This window comes from Marinobacter sediminum, assembly GCF_023657445.1.
GTDB classification, from domain to species: domain Bacteria; phylum Pseudomonadota; class Gammaproteobacteria; order Pseudomonadales; family Oleiphilaceae; genus Marinobacter; species Marinobacter sediminum_A.
In genome coordinates this window covers 1,835,626-1,849,661 of record NZ_JAGTWY010000001.1, presented here as the reverse complement: position 1 = coordinate 1,849,661, position 14,036 = coordinate 1,835,626, and the positions used below count along the sequence as shown (strand labels likewise).

Below are 14,036 nucleotides of genomic sequence, written 5' to 3'. Positions count from 1 at the left end.
AAAAAGGAGATTTGTATGTCTTATACAATGGATCGCGTTATTCAGAATGCCGATTTTGCTGAAGTGGATGAACGAACCCGTAAGGCCCTGGCTGATCGCGGGTTTGGGGTTTTGACGGAAATAGACGTCAAGGCCACGATGAAGAAAAAGCTGGATAAGGAGATGCCCGCCTACACAATTCTCGGGGCGTGTAATCCGAACATGGCGTGGGAAGCGATTGGCCTGGAACCTCGGGTAGGGGCAATGCTGCCGTGCAACGTCATTATTCGTGAGACACCTCAGGGAGTCGAAGTCAGTGCTATTGATCCTGTGTCATCCATGACGGCGATCGACAATGAGGCGCTCAAGCAGGTTGCGGGTGAGGTGAGAGATATGCTGTCTCAAGTTGTCACCGCCATCTGAAACGACCAGCTGAAAAGAATTGATTTACAACAATTAAAGGGATGATTCTTGAATAAATTCAGCTTCGATTCAGGTAGATGCCCTTTACTGAAGGTGTCGAAAAATGGATTTCGTTAAGGAGCTTTGACATGAAAGGTTTGACCACAGCAATGGCTGTTTCTTTGATTATCGCTGCGCCGGTCGTCTGGGCGCATGGTTCGGACAACCAGCGGGGGGCAGGTGGCATGATGATGTCCCCGGAACAGATGCAGGAAATGCAGCAGAACATGTCCCGAATGCAGGGTATGACCAGCCAGATGCAGCAAAATCGCGGACAAGACCATCAGGAGCTCATGGAAGAGCATATGGAACGCATGCAAGAGCAGATGCACATGATGCATGACGGCATGATGGGCAACCGGGGCATGATGAGTGGCCAGGGAATGATGAATGGCCAGGGTATGATGAACAATGAGGGAATGATGAACGGTCAAGGTATGCAGGGGAATTCCGGCCAGAACCGCCCTGCGATTAAACCGGAGGATCGCTTCCAGTTTATGGAAAAACGGATGGATCAGATGCAGCTGATGATGGAGCAAATGCTGGAACATCAGCAGCAGCTGCAAGACCGCTTGAAATAACACACTGACCATTCCCGGGGCAGCTACGGGTTACCCCGGGTTTCCAGATCCTTGGAACGTTTTCTCCAGACATTGCTATGTCAATATTCCGGTGCAACGCTTGGTGACACATGTGCACCTCTCTCCTTGAAAGCCCTTCGCTTCGGAGTATGTGGCTCAAAGCTGCCTGTTCCAGAGAGTGAAACATTTTTTCAGCAATTCATTAGTTGTGCTTGAGCAGGTGGGACCGGAGACTCCGGCATGCTCAAAGGCAATGACCAGGCCAATGCTTATGTGTTGTTGGCCACAGCTTGTGGCGGCAACATGGCAACCACCGCTCAGTACACCATTATTCGTGTGGCGTGTACCAACACACTGGCTGTCGGTTTGAAGGGCTCCACTACCAATGCCGTTAAGGAAAAGCACAATACATCGTTTGATGCGGAGCTGGTGAAGAAGCAACTGGGCATCTCCGTCTCCGCCTGGTCCGGAACCGGCGACCGCCTTCGACCTCTTTTAGGATCTTGACGATCTGCGACTCGCTGTACCGTGATTTCTTCATGTCGTTCTCTGTTTGCCTCATTGTGGGCCCGAGAACTCTAATTATGCATGCACCCAGTTTAGGGGATGGTTACAACCAATTGATCAGTGGCTGGTAGACAGCTTCGGCAGCGTCACGTGGAAGAAGGATTTGATTTTGGCTTTCAGGGACGCCGCCATTTGCGCGATGTATTCGCTACGCTCCTGCCGTGCAATCTTTGTGTAGTAATCAACGTCGATGTTGCCTTGTTCGTCCAGTTTCGGTGCCTGGTTAGACATGGTGTTGTGTCCTCATTCGGGAAGTGAATATCTTTTACGGGGCTCATAATAATGAGTACGAGGCTGTTGAAAAAGCGATCCTTTTTCAGCAGAATGGTGAATAAATCTCATCAATCGAGCAGCGTCATGCGCCACCTGCCACCCCTCAATGCGCTTCGGGTATTTGAGTCAGCCGCCAGACACCGCAGCTTTGCCGCAGCTGGCAAGGAACTTTTCGTGACATCGTCTGCGGTCAGTCATCAGATGAAGACGCTTGAAGAATATTTGGGGCTTTCACTCTTTAACCGAAGCAGGCGAACGGTGACGTTGACCCCGGCAGGCGAGCAATACCTCACATCCGTCAGGCACGCGTTCGATGAGATTGAAATGGCCACCCAACGACTGACCGCGAACCAGGAATCCAACGTGGTGAAAATCAGCGTGGCACCCAACTTCCTGACCCGCTGGCTGATGCCACGCATGGCCCGATTCCAGGCCCTGTACCCTGATGTTGAACTGGAGATTAACGCGTCCATGGGGCTGCTGGATTTCGACCGCACCAGTACCGATATGGCGGTCTATTTCGGGAGTGGCGAATGGGACGACATCGAAGTGCATTTCCTGCGCAAAGTTATGCTGGTGCCGGTGTGTAGCCCGCGGCTATTGGACGGTGAGTTACCGCTGGAAAAGCCTGAAGACTTGGCCAAACACACGCTGATCTATGTCAGCAAACGGAAGTGGGAGTGGGAGAACTGGCTGCAACAGTCAGGCGTGGATTTTATATCCGCCCGGGGCAGCCTACAGATGTCCAGCGGGCAACTGGCCACGGCGGCGGCCCAGGAGGGCCTCGGAGTAGCGCTGGCTGATAGCACCCTGACGTCCCGTGAAATTAAATCGGGGAAGTTGGTGGTGCCTTTCGACATCCAGCTGGATACGCACCGGGCCTTCTATCTGGTCTACCGCAAGCAACGTCCGCTGACCATCGGGATGAAAGCCTTCAAGGAATGGCTGATGAGCGAGATGCAGGGCAACGAGTCCGGTGAAATCCCGGAGGAAACCTGATGTACCCCCAAAGCTTATGGCTGAGGGTGGATTCTGATGGAAGTTGGTAGACTGAAAGGCATAGTTAAAACTATTAAAAACAGTAGGTTGTGTGCTTTAGTAGATCTTCGTGGAAGGCTGGCTGGTACCCCCGGCAGGACTCGAACCTGCTACCTTCCCCTTAGGAGGGGGACGCTCTATCCAGATGAGCTACGGGGGCAATTCGGCAAGAAGGGCGGTATGATAGCGGTCTGAAGCTGTTGTCTCAAGGTATTGTCCCGTTTCCCTGTTTTCTTCGGAGAGTGTTTTGCCTGACCCTTTCTCATTGAGCGTTATTGTGCCGGTGTGGATGGAGGCCGCAGGTGTTGAGGATACGTTACGAGCCCTCGCGCCACTCAAGTCCGCCGGCCATGAGGTGATTGTGGTGGATGCCGGAAGCACCGATGGGACCGCCGAACTGGCGCGTCCTTTGTGTGACCGGGTGGTGATTTCAGAAAAGGGCCGTGCCGTTCAGATGAATGCCGGCGCAGTCGTTGCCAAGGGAGACGTTCTGCTGTTTCTCCATGCGGATACAGGTCTTCCTTCCGATGCACTTGAGCATCTTCGCCGTTTTACTTTCAGTCGCCGGGCCTGGGGGCGATTTGATGTCCGTTTGAGTAGTAAACGCGCGTCGTACCGTGTGATTGCCTGGTTTATGAACCGTCGCTCGCGGCTGACGGGGATTTGTACTGGTGATCAGGCCATGTTTATCCGGCGGGATACGTTTGAGGCTCTGGGTGGTTTTCAGCCGTTGCCTCTGATGGAGGATGTGGAATTCTCACGCCGGCTTTGCCTGGTATCCCGGCCTTACTGCATTGCTTCCCCCGTCACGACTGACAGCCGGCGCTGGGAAACACTTGGCACTTGGCGTACGATTTTTTTGATGTGGCGACTGCGATGGCGTTATTGGCGCGGCGAATCGCCGGAATCCCTGGCCCAGGCCTACCGCTCGGATGTCCGTAATGCCTGATTCTGAAGCCCCCAAGACCGTTCTTATGCAATTCGCCAAGTGGCCGGAAGAGGGCCGCGTGAAAACCCGTTTAATGCCCGCTCTGGGTGCCAGTGGCGCCCTCGATGCCCATGTCACCCTCACTCTGGCCGTTCTGGATAACCTGTGTGCTTCGGGCTATCCGGTGCAGTTCTGGTGGGATCGGGAGCTGGATCGTACGCCGGAGGAGGCTCGCTCCATCGTCCTCAACCTCGAGAGTGCGGGCCTGGAACAAAAGGTTCAGAAGGGCGCGACCCTGGGGGATAGGATGCTGGCGGCACTGGGGGAGTCGCTAGAAAGTCATTCCCGCGCTGTTGTGATCGGCAGTGATTGTCCGTCTGTGGATCCGGAGTACGTTCGCCAGGCGGTTGCCCGGCTCGCCGATTTCGATGTGATACTGGGGCCTTCAGATGATGGCGGCTACGTTTTAATTGGTGCCAGCAAGGTGGTTCCGGGCATGCTGGATGACATTCACTGGGGGACCGGGCGTGTCATGGAGCAAACCTGTGAAAGGCTGGAAAAACTGGGGCTCCGTGTGAGTTTGCTGGAGCCCCGGTGGGATGTGGACGAACCCGAGGACTGGGCGCGTTTTCAGCGCCTGCCCAGAATCTAGGTCAGGTGGCCGGTACGGGCGGGCGTTTTACCAGGCGGCTCAGAGTCGTATCCGCATTGAAACCATCCTCTGGGGTGACGACTCGCAAGGCGTGCTCGCGTTCCAGAACTGCTCTTCTGAAAACTTTCAGCAGTGCCTGTTTGCTGACGTTGCTGACGGCCTCAGCCAGCTTCTGCCTGGAATCAAAGCTGTAGGCACCCCGGTCTATTTCGCGCCAATACCGACCTGAAATGTCACCCAGCTGGCGGTCCCTTTCCAGCAATTTGCTGATCACTGCCTGTTTTTCGCGTGTCAGGCCGGCTTCGCTGAGGCTCTCCAACTGTGCTTCAAAATCCCTGGAAAACTGTCGTACAGCCTGGTCGATCTGTTCCTGACCGGCACCCGGTGACTGAACGACGAAGCCCAGAGCCGGAGTTTCCAGCATCTCGAAGGGCGTGGCATAGACAATGTAGCCCAGCTGCCGCCTGGTGCGAATTTCCTCGTAGAAAGGACTGCTGAGAATCTGCGCCAGAAGTCGGAAACGGGCGCGCTCCTGGAAGCCAGTGTTATTCCCCTGCATATAAAGGGTGTAGCCGGTATCCGGATGGTTTACGTCCAGGGCTACCTGTGTTTCTTCCTGAGGCAACTGGCGTACGCGGCTGCGTTCTACCTTGGTGATCGTACTGCCATCAAGGACGATGGCCCGGATCTGCTGTGCAAGGTTAAGGGCATAGGCGCGGGTGAGATTCCCGTGCGCCAGCATGACAGGGTCCACTTGCGACAAAAGAGCGTGGGAGAAAGACTTCAGTTCGTCCAGTGATACCTGTCCGGCGGCAGCCAGCTTATCTTCAGTGTTCCAGGCACCTTCAATCAACGCGGTCTGGACAAACTCGGACGTTTGTTCAACCGGTCGGTTCTTGGTTTTGTTCCGGAGGTTGTCGACCAGCTTCTGGCGAGCGATGTCGAATCGCTGCTGGGTCAGTTGCGGGTCTGCGATCTGGATCAGGATGCGGTTAATCAGGGTGTGCAGTTTGTCACTGTACCCACCGACACGGATCGTTACACCCCTGAGGTGCGGATAAACGCTGTAATCCAGGCCTGCGAGCCGCGCAGAATAAGCCCAGGCATTCAGGTTGGTGTTTATCGCGTCCACCAGTAATTGAGTCAGAACACTGCTACGGGCGGACGCCCGTGCCGCGGGCGTACGAAGACTGATGAAGACATTGGCCTTCGGTGTGTCGAAACGGGTGTCCCGGGCAAACCAGATGTTCAGCCCGTCATGGCTTCCTAGCAGGGTGGGTTTTGCCATGGTTGGGCCGGTGACCATATTGAGGTTTTCCGGCACAAACGGATTGGGGGCGGGTAACCTGAGTTGAGAAGCCAGCGCGGGCTGGCCTTGCCCGCGCAGAGCTGACGGGTCCAGTGGTTTCCGTTGCCACTCGGCGTCGTACCAGCGGGTCTGCTGCGGGGTTTCCAGTTCTGGTTCCGGATCCAGCACAAACACCATCAGGTTGTCCGGTGTCAGCCGGTCAAGAATGTCCCGATATTGCTCCGGAGCATAACGTTCCATCAGCCAGGGTGCGCTGAGGATGTCCTCGGGCGGGTAGTGCTGAAGCTGACGGGAAAGGGCCATAGCCTCATGAACCGGCTCACCCTGTTCCCGAAAGCGGAAGTCGATGCGTGCCAGCTGCTGCATTTCTTCAAAACGCTGCTTGCTGATGCCCTGACTGCGGATGGTGTCGATATAGTCGAATACCAGAGGCAGGATTCCGTCCTGCTGGCGAAGGCCTTCTGGTGTGAGGGACATGCTGATTTCCAGTGTGGCGCTCTCGCCCGTATCCATGCCAAGGCCTGCAGACAGGCTCTCGACCAGGCCAGCTCGCTTGAGGACATCAAACAGGCTGCCAGGGCCTTCGTGGCCGAGGAGGTTGGCGACATAGCTGACCGGCTTGGTGTGGTAGTTGTCTTCCTGGGATGGAATCGGGAAGGACAGCGTCAGGCTTCGTACATCCTTGATGGCATCTGCGGTGACCTTTGCCGGCAGTTCATCCCGGCTGTAAAAACTTGCCGGATGGCGCTTGGGTGCCAGTTTACGGTTCTCGATGCTACCGAAACGCCCCTGAATCATCTGCTCCAGCTCATCGAGCGACTGCGGGCCATAGACCGCAAGAGTCATCACGTTTGAGGAGTAATGGTTTTTCCAGAAATTGACAAGGTCAGGTCTGAGAGGATTCTCTTCAGTATTCTCAAGGGTACTCAGATTGCCCACCGCAAACTGACTGAACGCATGGTCGGGATTGCTGACGGCTTTTTTTACAGAGTAAAAACGGCGCCCGTCTTCTTTCCGTTTGGCGCTGAATTCTGAGTGAACTGCATTGCGTTCCCGGTCAACCAGGTCGGCAGTAAACAAGGGAGCTGAAAACTGCTGGGCAAAACGGTCCAGGGCAGGCTCCAGGAACTGCGCCTGCACGTCAAAGAAGTAGTTGGTGTCCTGAAAGGAGGTAAAAGCGTTGTGGCTCCCGCCATGGCTCTTGATGAACTGCTGATATTCACCAGCTTCCGGGTACATTTCCGTCCCCAGAAACAACATATGTTCCAGAAAGTGCGCGAGGCCCTCGCGGTCCTTCGGGTCGTCACCGCTGCCCACTGCGACATTCATGGATGCCGCGGCTTTGTCTGCCCCATCGTCTGACACGAGTATGGCACGTAGCCCGTTGTCCAGTTCAATCAATCGATACTGGTTGTCATCGTTAGGGCTCTTGACGGGTACCCCGGCGGCCAGGGCGAATGCACTGCCCAGCAACAAGGTGAGCAGCACAAGTACTTTGGTGACGGGCAGGTGTGATCTGGCATTACATAATGTACCAGTGCTCATAGGGCCTCTTTTATCCGGTGATAAATCAGAAATCATTAGTGCATTAGTGCATTAGTGCATTAGTGCATTACGCGTGCCTTCAGGCTGCTGGTCGAGCGTTTTCCGGGCAAGGTCTGCCGCTTTTTCGGCGTCCAGCTGACCCGAAGCAATACGTTCTAATACGGTGGACATGATGGCAACGGACTGGCGGTAATCGGAAAATTCTGCCTGGAATGCCGAGTCTATCGCTTCGTACACGGCCTGGATCTTTTCGTCTCTGGAGCCGGAATTTGCAGCGGTGTCGTTGATGGCCTTGAGGCAGGCGCGGGCGATGGTGATGTAGCGTTCGGCATTCGGGTTGTCTTTCTGCATGATGTGATTTCCGAAAGGTCTGGATTTCCTGTGATTTATGATGACGCCGAAGGGCGCAATAAGTTCCTGATTATGTCATTGCCAGCGGGGTGTTTCATTGCTTTCCGGTAATCCGTTTTCGGGGCAGGCAGGGATGAATTCCTGTGCTAGTCTCAGTAACACTGTGTTTACATTCCGTACAGGCCTTCATGGGAAATTGCTGAACGGAGTTAGAGTAATGGCTCTAATAAAAACAAAGGCTTAAAGAGTAAATACTCTAAAAAAGTTCGATACATAAAGGTTGCAATTAAGTACAATGCCGACGTTTCCGGAAAGCTCTACGACTTTAGTCGAACGAGGCCGGCATGGACAGACAACAACTAAGCAACAAGCAGGGTGGATAATTGATGAACTACTTCCTGACGGGCGGGACCGGATTTATTGGCCGTTTTCTCGTGGAAAAACTGCTGGCACGCGGGGGTACTGTTTACGTTCTGGTACGTGAGCAGTCCCAGGGCAAACTCGATATTCTGAGAGAACGCTGGGGTGCAGATGAATCTCAGGTCAAGGCCGTCACTGGCGATCTGACCAGCCCAAATCTTGGTATCGACGCCAAGACCATGAAGTCCCTGAAGGGCACGATTGATCATTTCTTCCATCTGGCTGCCGTTTATGACATGGGTGCCGACGAAGAGGCCCAGCAGGCTACCAACATTGAAGGGACTCGCGCCGCCGTCAATGCGGCTGAAGCGATGGGTGCCAAACACTTCCATCATGTTTCTTCTATTGCGGCGGCCGGCCTGTTCAAGGGCACTTTCCGGGAGGACATGTTTGAGGAGGCGGAAAAGCTTGATCATCCGTACCTTTCGACCAAGCACGAATCTGAGAAAGTGGTGCGGGAAGAGTGCAAAGTACCTTTCCGTATTTACCGTCCCGGTATGGTTATTGGCCATTCGAAAACCGGTGAAATGGACAAGGTGGACGGCCCCTATTATTTCTTCAAGATGATCCAGAAAATCCGCAACGCGTTGCCCCAGTGGGTGCCGACAATCGGTATCGAGGGTGGTCGCCTGAATATTGTGCCGGTGGATTTTGTGGTCAACGCCATGGACCACATTGCCCATCTGGAAGGTGAAGATGGCAACTGCTTCCACCTGGTGGATTCTGATCCGTACAAAGTCGGCGAAATACTCAACATTTTTTCCGAAGCCGGCCACGCGCCCAAGATGGGGATGCGTATCGATTCCCGTATGTTCGGCTTTATTCCGCCGTTCATTCGACAGAGCCTGAAGAGTCTGCCGCCTGTCAAACGCCTCACCAGCGCGGTGCTCGACGACATGGGTATTCCGCCTTCGGTCATGTCGTTTATCAATTACCCAACCCGGTTTGATGCGCGGGAAACAGAGCGCGTGCTCAAGGACACGGGCATTGAAGTGCCGCGCCTTCCGGATTATTCCGCGGTGATCTGGGATCATTGGGAGCGCAATCTGGATCCTGATCTTTTCAAGGACCGCACGCTGCGGGGAACCGTTGAGGGACGGGTATGCGTAGTGACCGGCGCGACCTCGGGTATTGGTTTGGCTACTGCTCAGAAGCTGGCGGATGCGGGTGCCATTCTGGTTATTGGTGCACGCAAGCCGGAGCGACTGCATGAGGTAGCTGCGGAGCTCGAATCCAGAGGCGCCAGCGTGCACGCGTACCAGTGCGACTTCTCCGAAATGGAAGACGCTGACCGGTTCGTGAAGACGGTCCTGGACAACCATGGTGCCGTCGATGTCCTGGTGAACAATGCTGGCCGCTCCATTCGCCGTTCACTGGATTTGTCCTTTGACCGATTCCATGACTTTGAACGCACCATGCAGCTGAACTATTTCGGTTCCGTGCGCCTGATTATGGGTTTTGCTCCGGCCATGCTGGAACGTCGTCGCGGTCACGTAATCAACATCTCTTCTATTGGCGTGCTGACCAATGCGCCACGGTTCTCGGCGTATGTCGCGTCCAAGTCTGCGCTGGATGCGTTCAGTCGCTGTGCGGCTGCAGAGTGGTCGGACCGCAATGTGACCTTCACCACCATTAACATGCCGCTGGTGAAGACTCCCATGATCGCGCCTACCAAGATCTACGATTCGGTACCGACGCTGACGCCGGACGAAGCAGCAGATATGGTGGCCGAAGCGATTGTGTACCGCCCGAAGCGTATTGCTACCCGTCTTGGTATCTTTGCGCAGGTGCTGCATGCACTGGCTCCGAAAATGGGTGAAATCGTAATGAACACCGGTTACCGGATGTTCCCGGATTCCCCGTCAGCGGTGGGCAGCAAGTCTGGCCAGAAGCCCAAGGTGTCGTCCGAGCAGGTGGCGTTCGCAGCCATTATGCGTGGCATCTACTGGTAAGTTTTGGCAGTCGTTCAATAAAAAACCCCGCTTCGGCGGGGTTTTTTATGTTGGCTACTCTGTGGCTTCCGGGATAATCGGAGGTGGAAAACCACCCAGGTCCTTCCAGCGATTCACAATGCCGCAAAAAAGGTCTGCAGTCTTTTCCGCATCGTAGGCGGCAGAGTGGGCTTCCTTGTTGTTGAATGGGATACCGGCGATCTTGCAGGCCTGGGCCAGCACCGTGTGGCCATAGGCGAGTCCGGCAAGAGTGGCCGTATCGAATGTGGAGAACGGGTGGAATGGGTTACGTTTGATGTCCGAGCGCATGGCGGCCGCAAACACAAAATTGTGGTCAAATGTCGCATTATGGCCAACAAGTACAGCGCGCTTGCAGTCGTGGTTTTTTACCGCCTTGCGGATAGGGCTGAAGATTTCGCTCAGGCCTTCCCGTTCAGGTACTGCTTCCCGTTCCGGGTTCCAGGGGTCGATGCCGGTAAAATCCAGCGCCGATTGCTCCAGATTGGCACCTTCGAACGGATCAATCTGTTGTACGTGAGTTTCGGCACGGTGCAGATAGCCGTCGTCGTCCATGGTCAGCAGCACCGCGGCCACTTCCAGTAAGGCATCCCGCTCCGGGTTGAATCCGGCGGTTTCCACGTCAACTACGACGGGCAAAAAGCCGCGAAAGCGGCGGGACATTGGATGCGGTTCTTTATTTTCTTCAGTCACTAAAACTCCGGTCGTGGCCGTGTGATGTAAAGTCAGGGTGTTTACGCCAGGCGCCAGTTAACGGTTTCACCCGCTTTCAGTGGCACGATGTTGCCGTCTGCCAGAGGCAGCTGAGCCGGCATGGTCCAAGGTTCCCGAACCAGGGTAACGGTGTCGGTATTTCTCGGTAGACCATAGAAGTCCGCGCCGTTGAAGCTTGCGAAGGCTTCCAGTTTGTCCAGAATGCCCAGTTCCTCAAAAATATCTGCATATAGCCCGATGGCGCCATAGGCGGAGTAGCAACCGGCGCAGCCGCAGGCAGCTTCCTTCCGGTCTTTGGCATGAGGCGCGGAATCGGTGCCGAGGAAGAAGCGTTTGTCACCGCTGGCGACGGCTTCCCTCAGGGCCTGCTGATGCCGGTTGCGCTTGAGGATAGGCAGGCAGTATAAGTGCGGGCGAATACCGCCAACCAGCATATGGTTGCGGTTATACATCAGGTGTTGCGGGGTCAGCGTGGCCGCCAGGTTTTCGCCCTTGTGCTGCCGTACAAACTCGGCTGAGTCCGCTGTGGTAATGTGTTCCAGGACTACTTTCAGACCCGGGAAGGCTTCCAGGGTAGGGGCGAGCACCCTTTCGAGAAACACCTTCTCGCGGTCGAAAATGTCGATATCCGGGTCGGTCACTTCACCGTGTACCAGCAGCAACATGCCGCAGTCGGCCATAGCTTCCAGCACCGGGTAGATGTTGCGGATATCTTTCACACCGGATGCAGAGTTGGTGGTGGCACCGGCCGGATACAGTTTGGCGGCCACTACACCGGCCGCCTTGGCATCGCGAATGGTTTCTGCGGTTGTGCTCTCGGTCAGATAAAGCGTCATCAGGGGCTGGAACTCGGTGCCTGTGGCGGCTGCCAGGATTCGCTCCCGGTAGGCTGTCGCTTCCGCGGTGGTGGTCACCGGCGGCACCAGGTTGGGCATGATGATCGCGCGCCCGAAACAGGCGGCAGTAGCGGGTACCACACTCGTGAGAATGTCTTCATCACGAACGTGCAGGTGCCAGTCGTCCGGGCGGGTAAGGGTGAGCTGATCGGTCATGGATGTTTCCGCAATGCCATCGGTGGGCCTCGGCCCTGAAAATTTTGCGAATTATATCAGAAGGCGTGAATGTTTGTTTTTGTATACCGGCCTAAAGAACCAGACCGCTTGGCCGTTATAAATTGAAACACCTGAAGTCTCCGGACACATTGGTAACCTGTTATGGCATTCAGCCTTCACAAACACACACTGAGCCTGCTGGGCGCGTTGGCGCTGGTCTCCGGCGTGCCGCTTCTCGGACACGCGGCAAGCTATGGTGCGGGCATTGAAAACAGTCAGTGGTATCTGGCTGAATCCATTTTCGAGTGTTCACTGGTGCATGAAGTTCCCGGCTATGGCAAGGCAGTGTTCCGGCACCAGGCCGGAGAGAGCCTGTCTTTCTTCCTGGAATCAGACCACCCGATGATGCGGCCCGGTCGTGGTTCTCTGGTTGTTGAGGCGCCAGCCTGGCGACCCGGTGTTGTGCCCAGACCCCTTGGCTCTGTGAACGTTTCTGACGGTAACCGACCGGTGCTTCTGGATACCCGTCAGGCGATGGTTCTTGCCCAGGGACTGCTTGAGGGCATGAGGCCTACGGTCACCCGAGAATCCTGGTTTGATGGCAGCCCTGTGAGGGTTCAGGTATCAAATATTAACTTTTCCGGTCAGTTCGAGCGCTATCGTGCCTGCACAGCTAACCTTCTGCCGGTGAACTATGATCAGATTCGCCGTTCCCGCATCCCCTTTAACAGCGGCAGTGCCAGTCTTTCCGGGGCGGATCGCAAGCTCCTGGACAACATTGTGACCTTCGTACTGGCAGACTCCACGGTCGAACGCATCTTCGTGGATGGTCATAGTGACCGTTTGGGAAGCCGAATTGATAACCGTGCTTTATCGGAAGATCGTGCCAATGTTGTTGCTGGCTACCTTAAAGCGCGGGGTATTCCTGAAAACCTGATTATTGTTCGTGCCCACGGCGATCAATTCCCGGTCTCACGCCGCCCTGCTGACAACCGGCGTACCACCATTCGCCTTCAGCGGGAAGGTGAGAGGCCAGAGTTCCAGCAAGCCAACGGCTATGGTGGTGAGTCCGCGGGCTGATACCGGCTCAACTAGACGGCGTTCAGCACTTCCAGATGAGCTGTCACACTCTCCGCCAGAGCTTTCAGGTGATAGCCTCCTTCCAGGGTTGAGATGATCCGGTCATTGGAATAATCACTGGCAATATTGGTGACCATCTCTGTCAGCCAGCGATAGTCTTCTGTTTCCAGATTCAGCTCTGCCATCGGGTCCAGCTTGTGGCTGTCAAATCCGGCTGAGATCAGAATGACCTGTGGTTTGAAGTCCTGAAGTTTTTTTACCCAGGCTGCTTCTATCGCTTTTCGATAATCGAGAGCCGAACATCCGGCTTCAATAGGTGCATTGACGATATTGTCCGCCTGCCGGTGCACGTGGGAGTGTGGATAGAAAGGGTGCTGGAAGCTGGAGCACATGAGAATGCGCTCGTCACCACTGACAATATCAACAGTGCCATTGCCCTGGTGTACATCAAAATCAATGATGGCAACCCGCTCCAGGTGGTGGAAGTTCAGGGCACGCATGGCTGCCAGTGCAACGTTGTTATAAAAGCAGAATCCCATGGATTTGCTGCGCTCTGCATGGTGGCCGGGAGGCCGGGCGCAGATAAAAGCATTGGTGACCTGGCTGCTCATGACCATATCCACAGCCTGAATGTTTGCGCCGGCTGCGAGTCGGGCGGCGCGGAGCGTGTCCGGCATCAGGGCTGTATCCGGGTCGGTGAATACTCGGCCGCGAGTCGGCTCCATGAGATCGAGTTGCTGCAGGTATTTTTCCGGGTGAACCGACAGCAATTGATCACGGGTGATCTCTTCCGGCCTTACCCAGTCCAGATCCTGCTCAAGATGAGTGTCGGCGATGTAGCTGAGGATCGTTGAAATCCTCTCCGGGCACTCCGGATGCTCCGGGCCCATGTTGTGTCTCAGACAGTCATCGTGGGAAAAGAATGCCGTGCTCATACGTCTCTGAATGCCTTGAATATGCTTGTATTTTTATCAATCTTATCAGGGATAATAACAGGGTGCCGTGTTTCTTTGGTCTTAGAGGTACGATAGACGTTTTAGATCAATTAACGTGCGCATAAGATAAGGTATAAACTCATGAGTTTCCTGTGTTATTAATGTTATCACCGACTCGGC

General features: G+C 55.0%; 14 protein-coding genes and 1 tRNA gene. 8 read left to right on the top strand and 7 right to left on the bottom strand.

Annotated elements, in window-relative coordinates; translation table 11 throughout:
• Positions 1 to 15: 15 nt before the first annotated feature.
• The 3 genes from KFJ24_RS08810 (at position 16) to KFJ24_RS08800 (ending at position 1,529) form a co-directional block, all read left to right on the top strand.
• Complete coding sequence (locus KFJ24_RS08810) at positions 16 to 402, top strand: DUF302 domain-containing protein (RefSeq protein ID WP_250830704.1); 387 nt, start codon at positions 16 to 18, stop codon at positions 400 to 402.
• A gap of 128 nt (positions 403 to 530) precedes the next feature.
• The gene (locus tag KFJ24_RS08805; RefSeq protein ID WP_250830703.1) at positions 531 to 1,022 is read left to right on the top strand and encodes a DUF4175 domain-containing protein; all 492 of its coding nucleotides are present in this window, start codon (positions 531 to 533) and stop codon (positions 1,020 to 1,022) included.
• Positions 1,023 to 1,262: 240 nt separating this feature from the next.
• Positions 1,263 to 1,529 (top strand): DUF932 domain-containing protein, encoded by a 267-nt coding sequence (locus KFJ24_RS08800; protein WP_434968006.1) that lies wholly within the window; start codon positions 1,263 to 1,265, stop codon positions 1,527 to 1,529.
• Between the two features lie 117 nt (positions 1,530 to 1,646).
• On the opposite strand, the gene KFJ24_RS08795 is transcribed toward KFJ24_RS08800, so the two are convergent.
• On the bottom strand, positions 1,647 to 1,820 hold the full coding sequence (locus KFJ24_RS08795; RefSeq protein WP_250830701.1) for an RSP_7527 family protein: 174 nt from the start codon (positions 1,818 to 1,820) through the stop codon (positions 1,647 to 1,649).
• A 126-nt stretch (positions 1,821 to 1,946) separates the two neighbouring features.
• On the opposite strand from KFJ24_RS08795, the gene gcvA reads away from it, so the two are divergent.
• Complete coding sequence (gene gcvA / locus KFJ24_RS08790) at positions 1,947 to 2,861, top strand: transcriptional regulator GcvA (RefSeq protein WP_250830700.1); 915 nt, start codon at positions 1,947 to 1,949, stop codon at positions 2,859 to 2,861.
• 122 nt (positions 2,862 to 2,983) lie between these two features.
• On the opposite strand, the gene KFJ24_RS08785 is transcribed toward gcvA, so the two are convergent.
• Positions 2,984 to 3,060: transfer RNA gene (locus tag KFJ24_RS08785), tRNA-Arg, on the bottom strand.
• 87 nt (positions 3,061 to 3,147) lie between these two features.
• Between KFJ24_RS08785 and KFJ24_RS08780 the strand changes: the two genes are divergently transcribed.
• Both KFJ24_RS08780 and KFJ24_RS08775 read left to right on the top strand, forming a co-directional pair.
• Positions 3,148 to 3,849 carry a TIGR04283 family arsenosugar biosynthesis glycosyltransferase gene (locus KFJ24_RS08780; RefSeq protein ID WP_250830698.1) on the top strand — a complete coding sequence of 234 codons (702 nt, stop codon included), beginning with the start codon at positions 3,148 to 3,150 and terminating at the stop codon, positions 3,847 to 3,849.
• Complete coding sequence (locus KFJ24_RS08775; protein ID WP_250830696.1) at positions 3,842 to 4,480, top strand: TIGR04282 family arsenosugar biosynthesis glycosyltransferase; 639 nt, start codon at positions 3,842 to 3,844, stop codon at positions 4,478 to 4,480. The genes KFJ24_RS08780 and KFJ24_RS08775 overlap by 8 nt, the downstream gene beginning before the upstream one ends.
• A gap of 1 nt (position 4,481) precedes the next feature.
• On the opposite strand, the gene KFJ24_RS08770 is transcribed toward KFJ24_RS08775, so the two are convergent.
• Together KFJ24_RS08770 and KFJ24_RS08765 are read right to left on the bottom strand one after the other, a co-directional pair.
• Complete coding sequence (locus KFJ24_RS08770) at positions 4,482 to 7,334, bottom strand: insulinase family protein (protein WP_250830695.1); 2,853 nt, start codon at positions 7,332 to 7,334, stop codon at positions 4,482 to 4,484.
• Positions 7,335 to 7,385: 51 nt separating this feature from the next.
• A complete protein-coding gene (locus KFJ24_RS08765; RefSeq protein WP_250830694.1) occupies positions 7,386 to 7,685 on the bottom strand; it encodes a hypothetical protein in 300 nt (99 codons plus the stop codon).
• A gap of 386 nt (positions 7,686 to 8,071) precedes the next feature.
• Between KFJ24_RS08765 and KFJ24_RS08760 the strand changes: the two genes are divergently transcribed.
• Positions 8,072 to 10,057, top strand: a complete 1,986-nt coding sequence (locus KFJ24_RS08760; protein WP_250830692.1) for an SDR family oxidoreductase — start codon at positions 8,072 to 8,074, stop codon at positions 10,055 to 10,057.
• Positions 10,058 to 10,111: 54 nt separating this feature from the next.
• Here KFJ24_RS08760 and rnt read toward each other — a convergent pair whose 3' ends face one another.
• Positions 10,112 to 10,768 (bottom strand): ribonuclease T, encoded by a 657-nt coding sequence (rnt, locus tag KFJ24_RS08755; RefSeq protein ID WP_250830690.1) that lies wholly within the window; start codon positions 10,766 to 10,768, stop codon positions 10,112 to 10,114.
• A gap of 41 nt (positions 10,769 to 10,809) precedes the next feature.
• Positions 10,810 to 11,841, bottom strand: a complete 1,032-nt coding sequence (gene pyrC, locus KFJ24_RS08750; protein WP_250830689.1) for a dihydroorotase — start codon at positions 11,839 to 11,841, stop codon at positions 10,810 to 10,812.
• 162 nt (positions 11,842 to 12,003) lie between these two features.
• Between pyrC and KFJ24_RS08745 the strand changes: the two genes are divergently transcribed.
• Positions 12,004 to 12,921: a flagellar protein MotY gene (locus tag KFJ24_RS08745; protein ID WP_250830688.1), complete on the top strand. Its 918-nt coding sequence runs from the start codon at positions 12,004 to 12,006 to the stop codon at positions 12,919 to 12,921.
• 11 nt (positions 12,922 to 12,932) lie between these two features.
• Here the strand turns inward: KFJ24_RS08745 and KFJ24_RS08740 are convergent, their stop codons facing one another.
• Complete coding sequence (locus tag KFJ24_RS08740) at positions 12,933 to 13,856, bottom strand: histone deacetylase family protein (protein WP_250830686.1); 924 nt, start codon at positions 13,854 to 13,856, stop codon at positions 12,933 to 12,935.
• Positions 13,857 to 14,036: the final 180 nt, after the last annotated feature.

Excerpts from the sequence above, each read along its gene's own strand:
- KFJ24_RS08810 (WP_250830704.1), top strand. The coding sequence starts at position 16 with ATGTCTTATACAATGGATCGCGTTATTCAGAATGCCGATTTTGCTGAA.
- KFJ24_RS08805 (WP_250830703.1), top strand. The coding sequence starts at position 531 with ATGAAAGGTTTGACCACAGCAATGGCTGTTTCTTTGATTATCGCTGCG.
- KFJ24_RS08800 (WP_434968006.1), top strand. The coding sequence starts at position 1,263 with ATGCTCAAAGGCAATGACCAGGCCAATGCTTATGTGTTGTTGGCCACA.
- KFJ24_RS08795 (WP_250830701.1), bottom strand. The coding sequence starts at position 1,820 with ATGTCTAACCAGGCACCGAAACTGGACGAACAAGGCAACATCGACGTT.
- gcvA (WP_250830700.1), top strand. The coding sequence starts at position 1,947 with ATGCGCCACCTGCCACCCCTCAATGCGCTTCGGGTATTTGAGTCAGCC.
- KFJ24_RS08775 (WP_250830696.1), top strand. The coding sequence starts at position 3,842 with ATGCCTGATTCTGAAGCCCCCAAGACCGTTCTTATGCAATTCGCCAAG.
- KFJ24_RS08770 (WP_250830695.1), bottom strand. The coding sequence starts at position 7,334 with ATGAGCACTGGTACATTATGTAATGCCAGATCACACCTGCCCGTCACC.
- KFJ24_RS08765 (WP_250830694.1), bottom strand. The coding sequence starts at position 7,685 with ATGCAGAAAGACAACCCGAATGCCGAACGCTACATCACCATCGCCCGC.
- KFJ24_RS08760 (WP_250830692.1), top strand. The coding sequence starts at position 8,072 with ATGAACTACTTCCTGACGGGCGGGACCGGATTTATTGGCCGTTTTCTC.
- pyrC (WP_250830689.1), bottom strand. The coding sequence starts at position 11,841 with ATGACCGATCAGCTCACCCTTACCCGCCCGGACGACTGGCACCTGCAC.
- KFJ24_RS08745 (WP_250830688.1), top strand. The coding sequence starts at position 12,004 with ATGGCATTCAGCCTTCACAAACACACACTGAGCCTGCTGGGCGCGTTG.
- KFJ24_RS08740 (WP_250830686.1), bottom strand. The coding sequence starts at position 13,856 with ATGAGCACGGCATTCTTTTCCCACGATGACTGTCTGAGACACAACATG.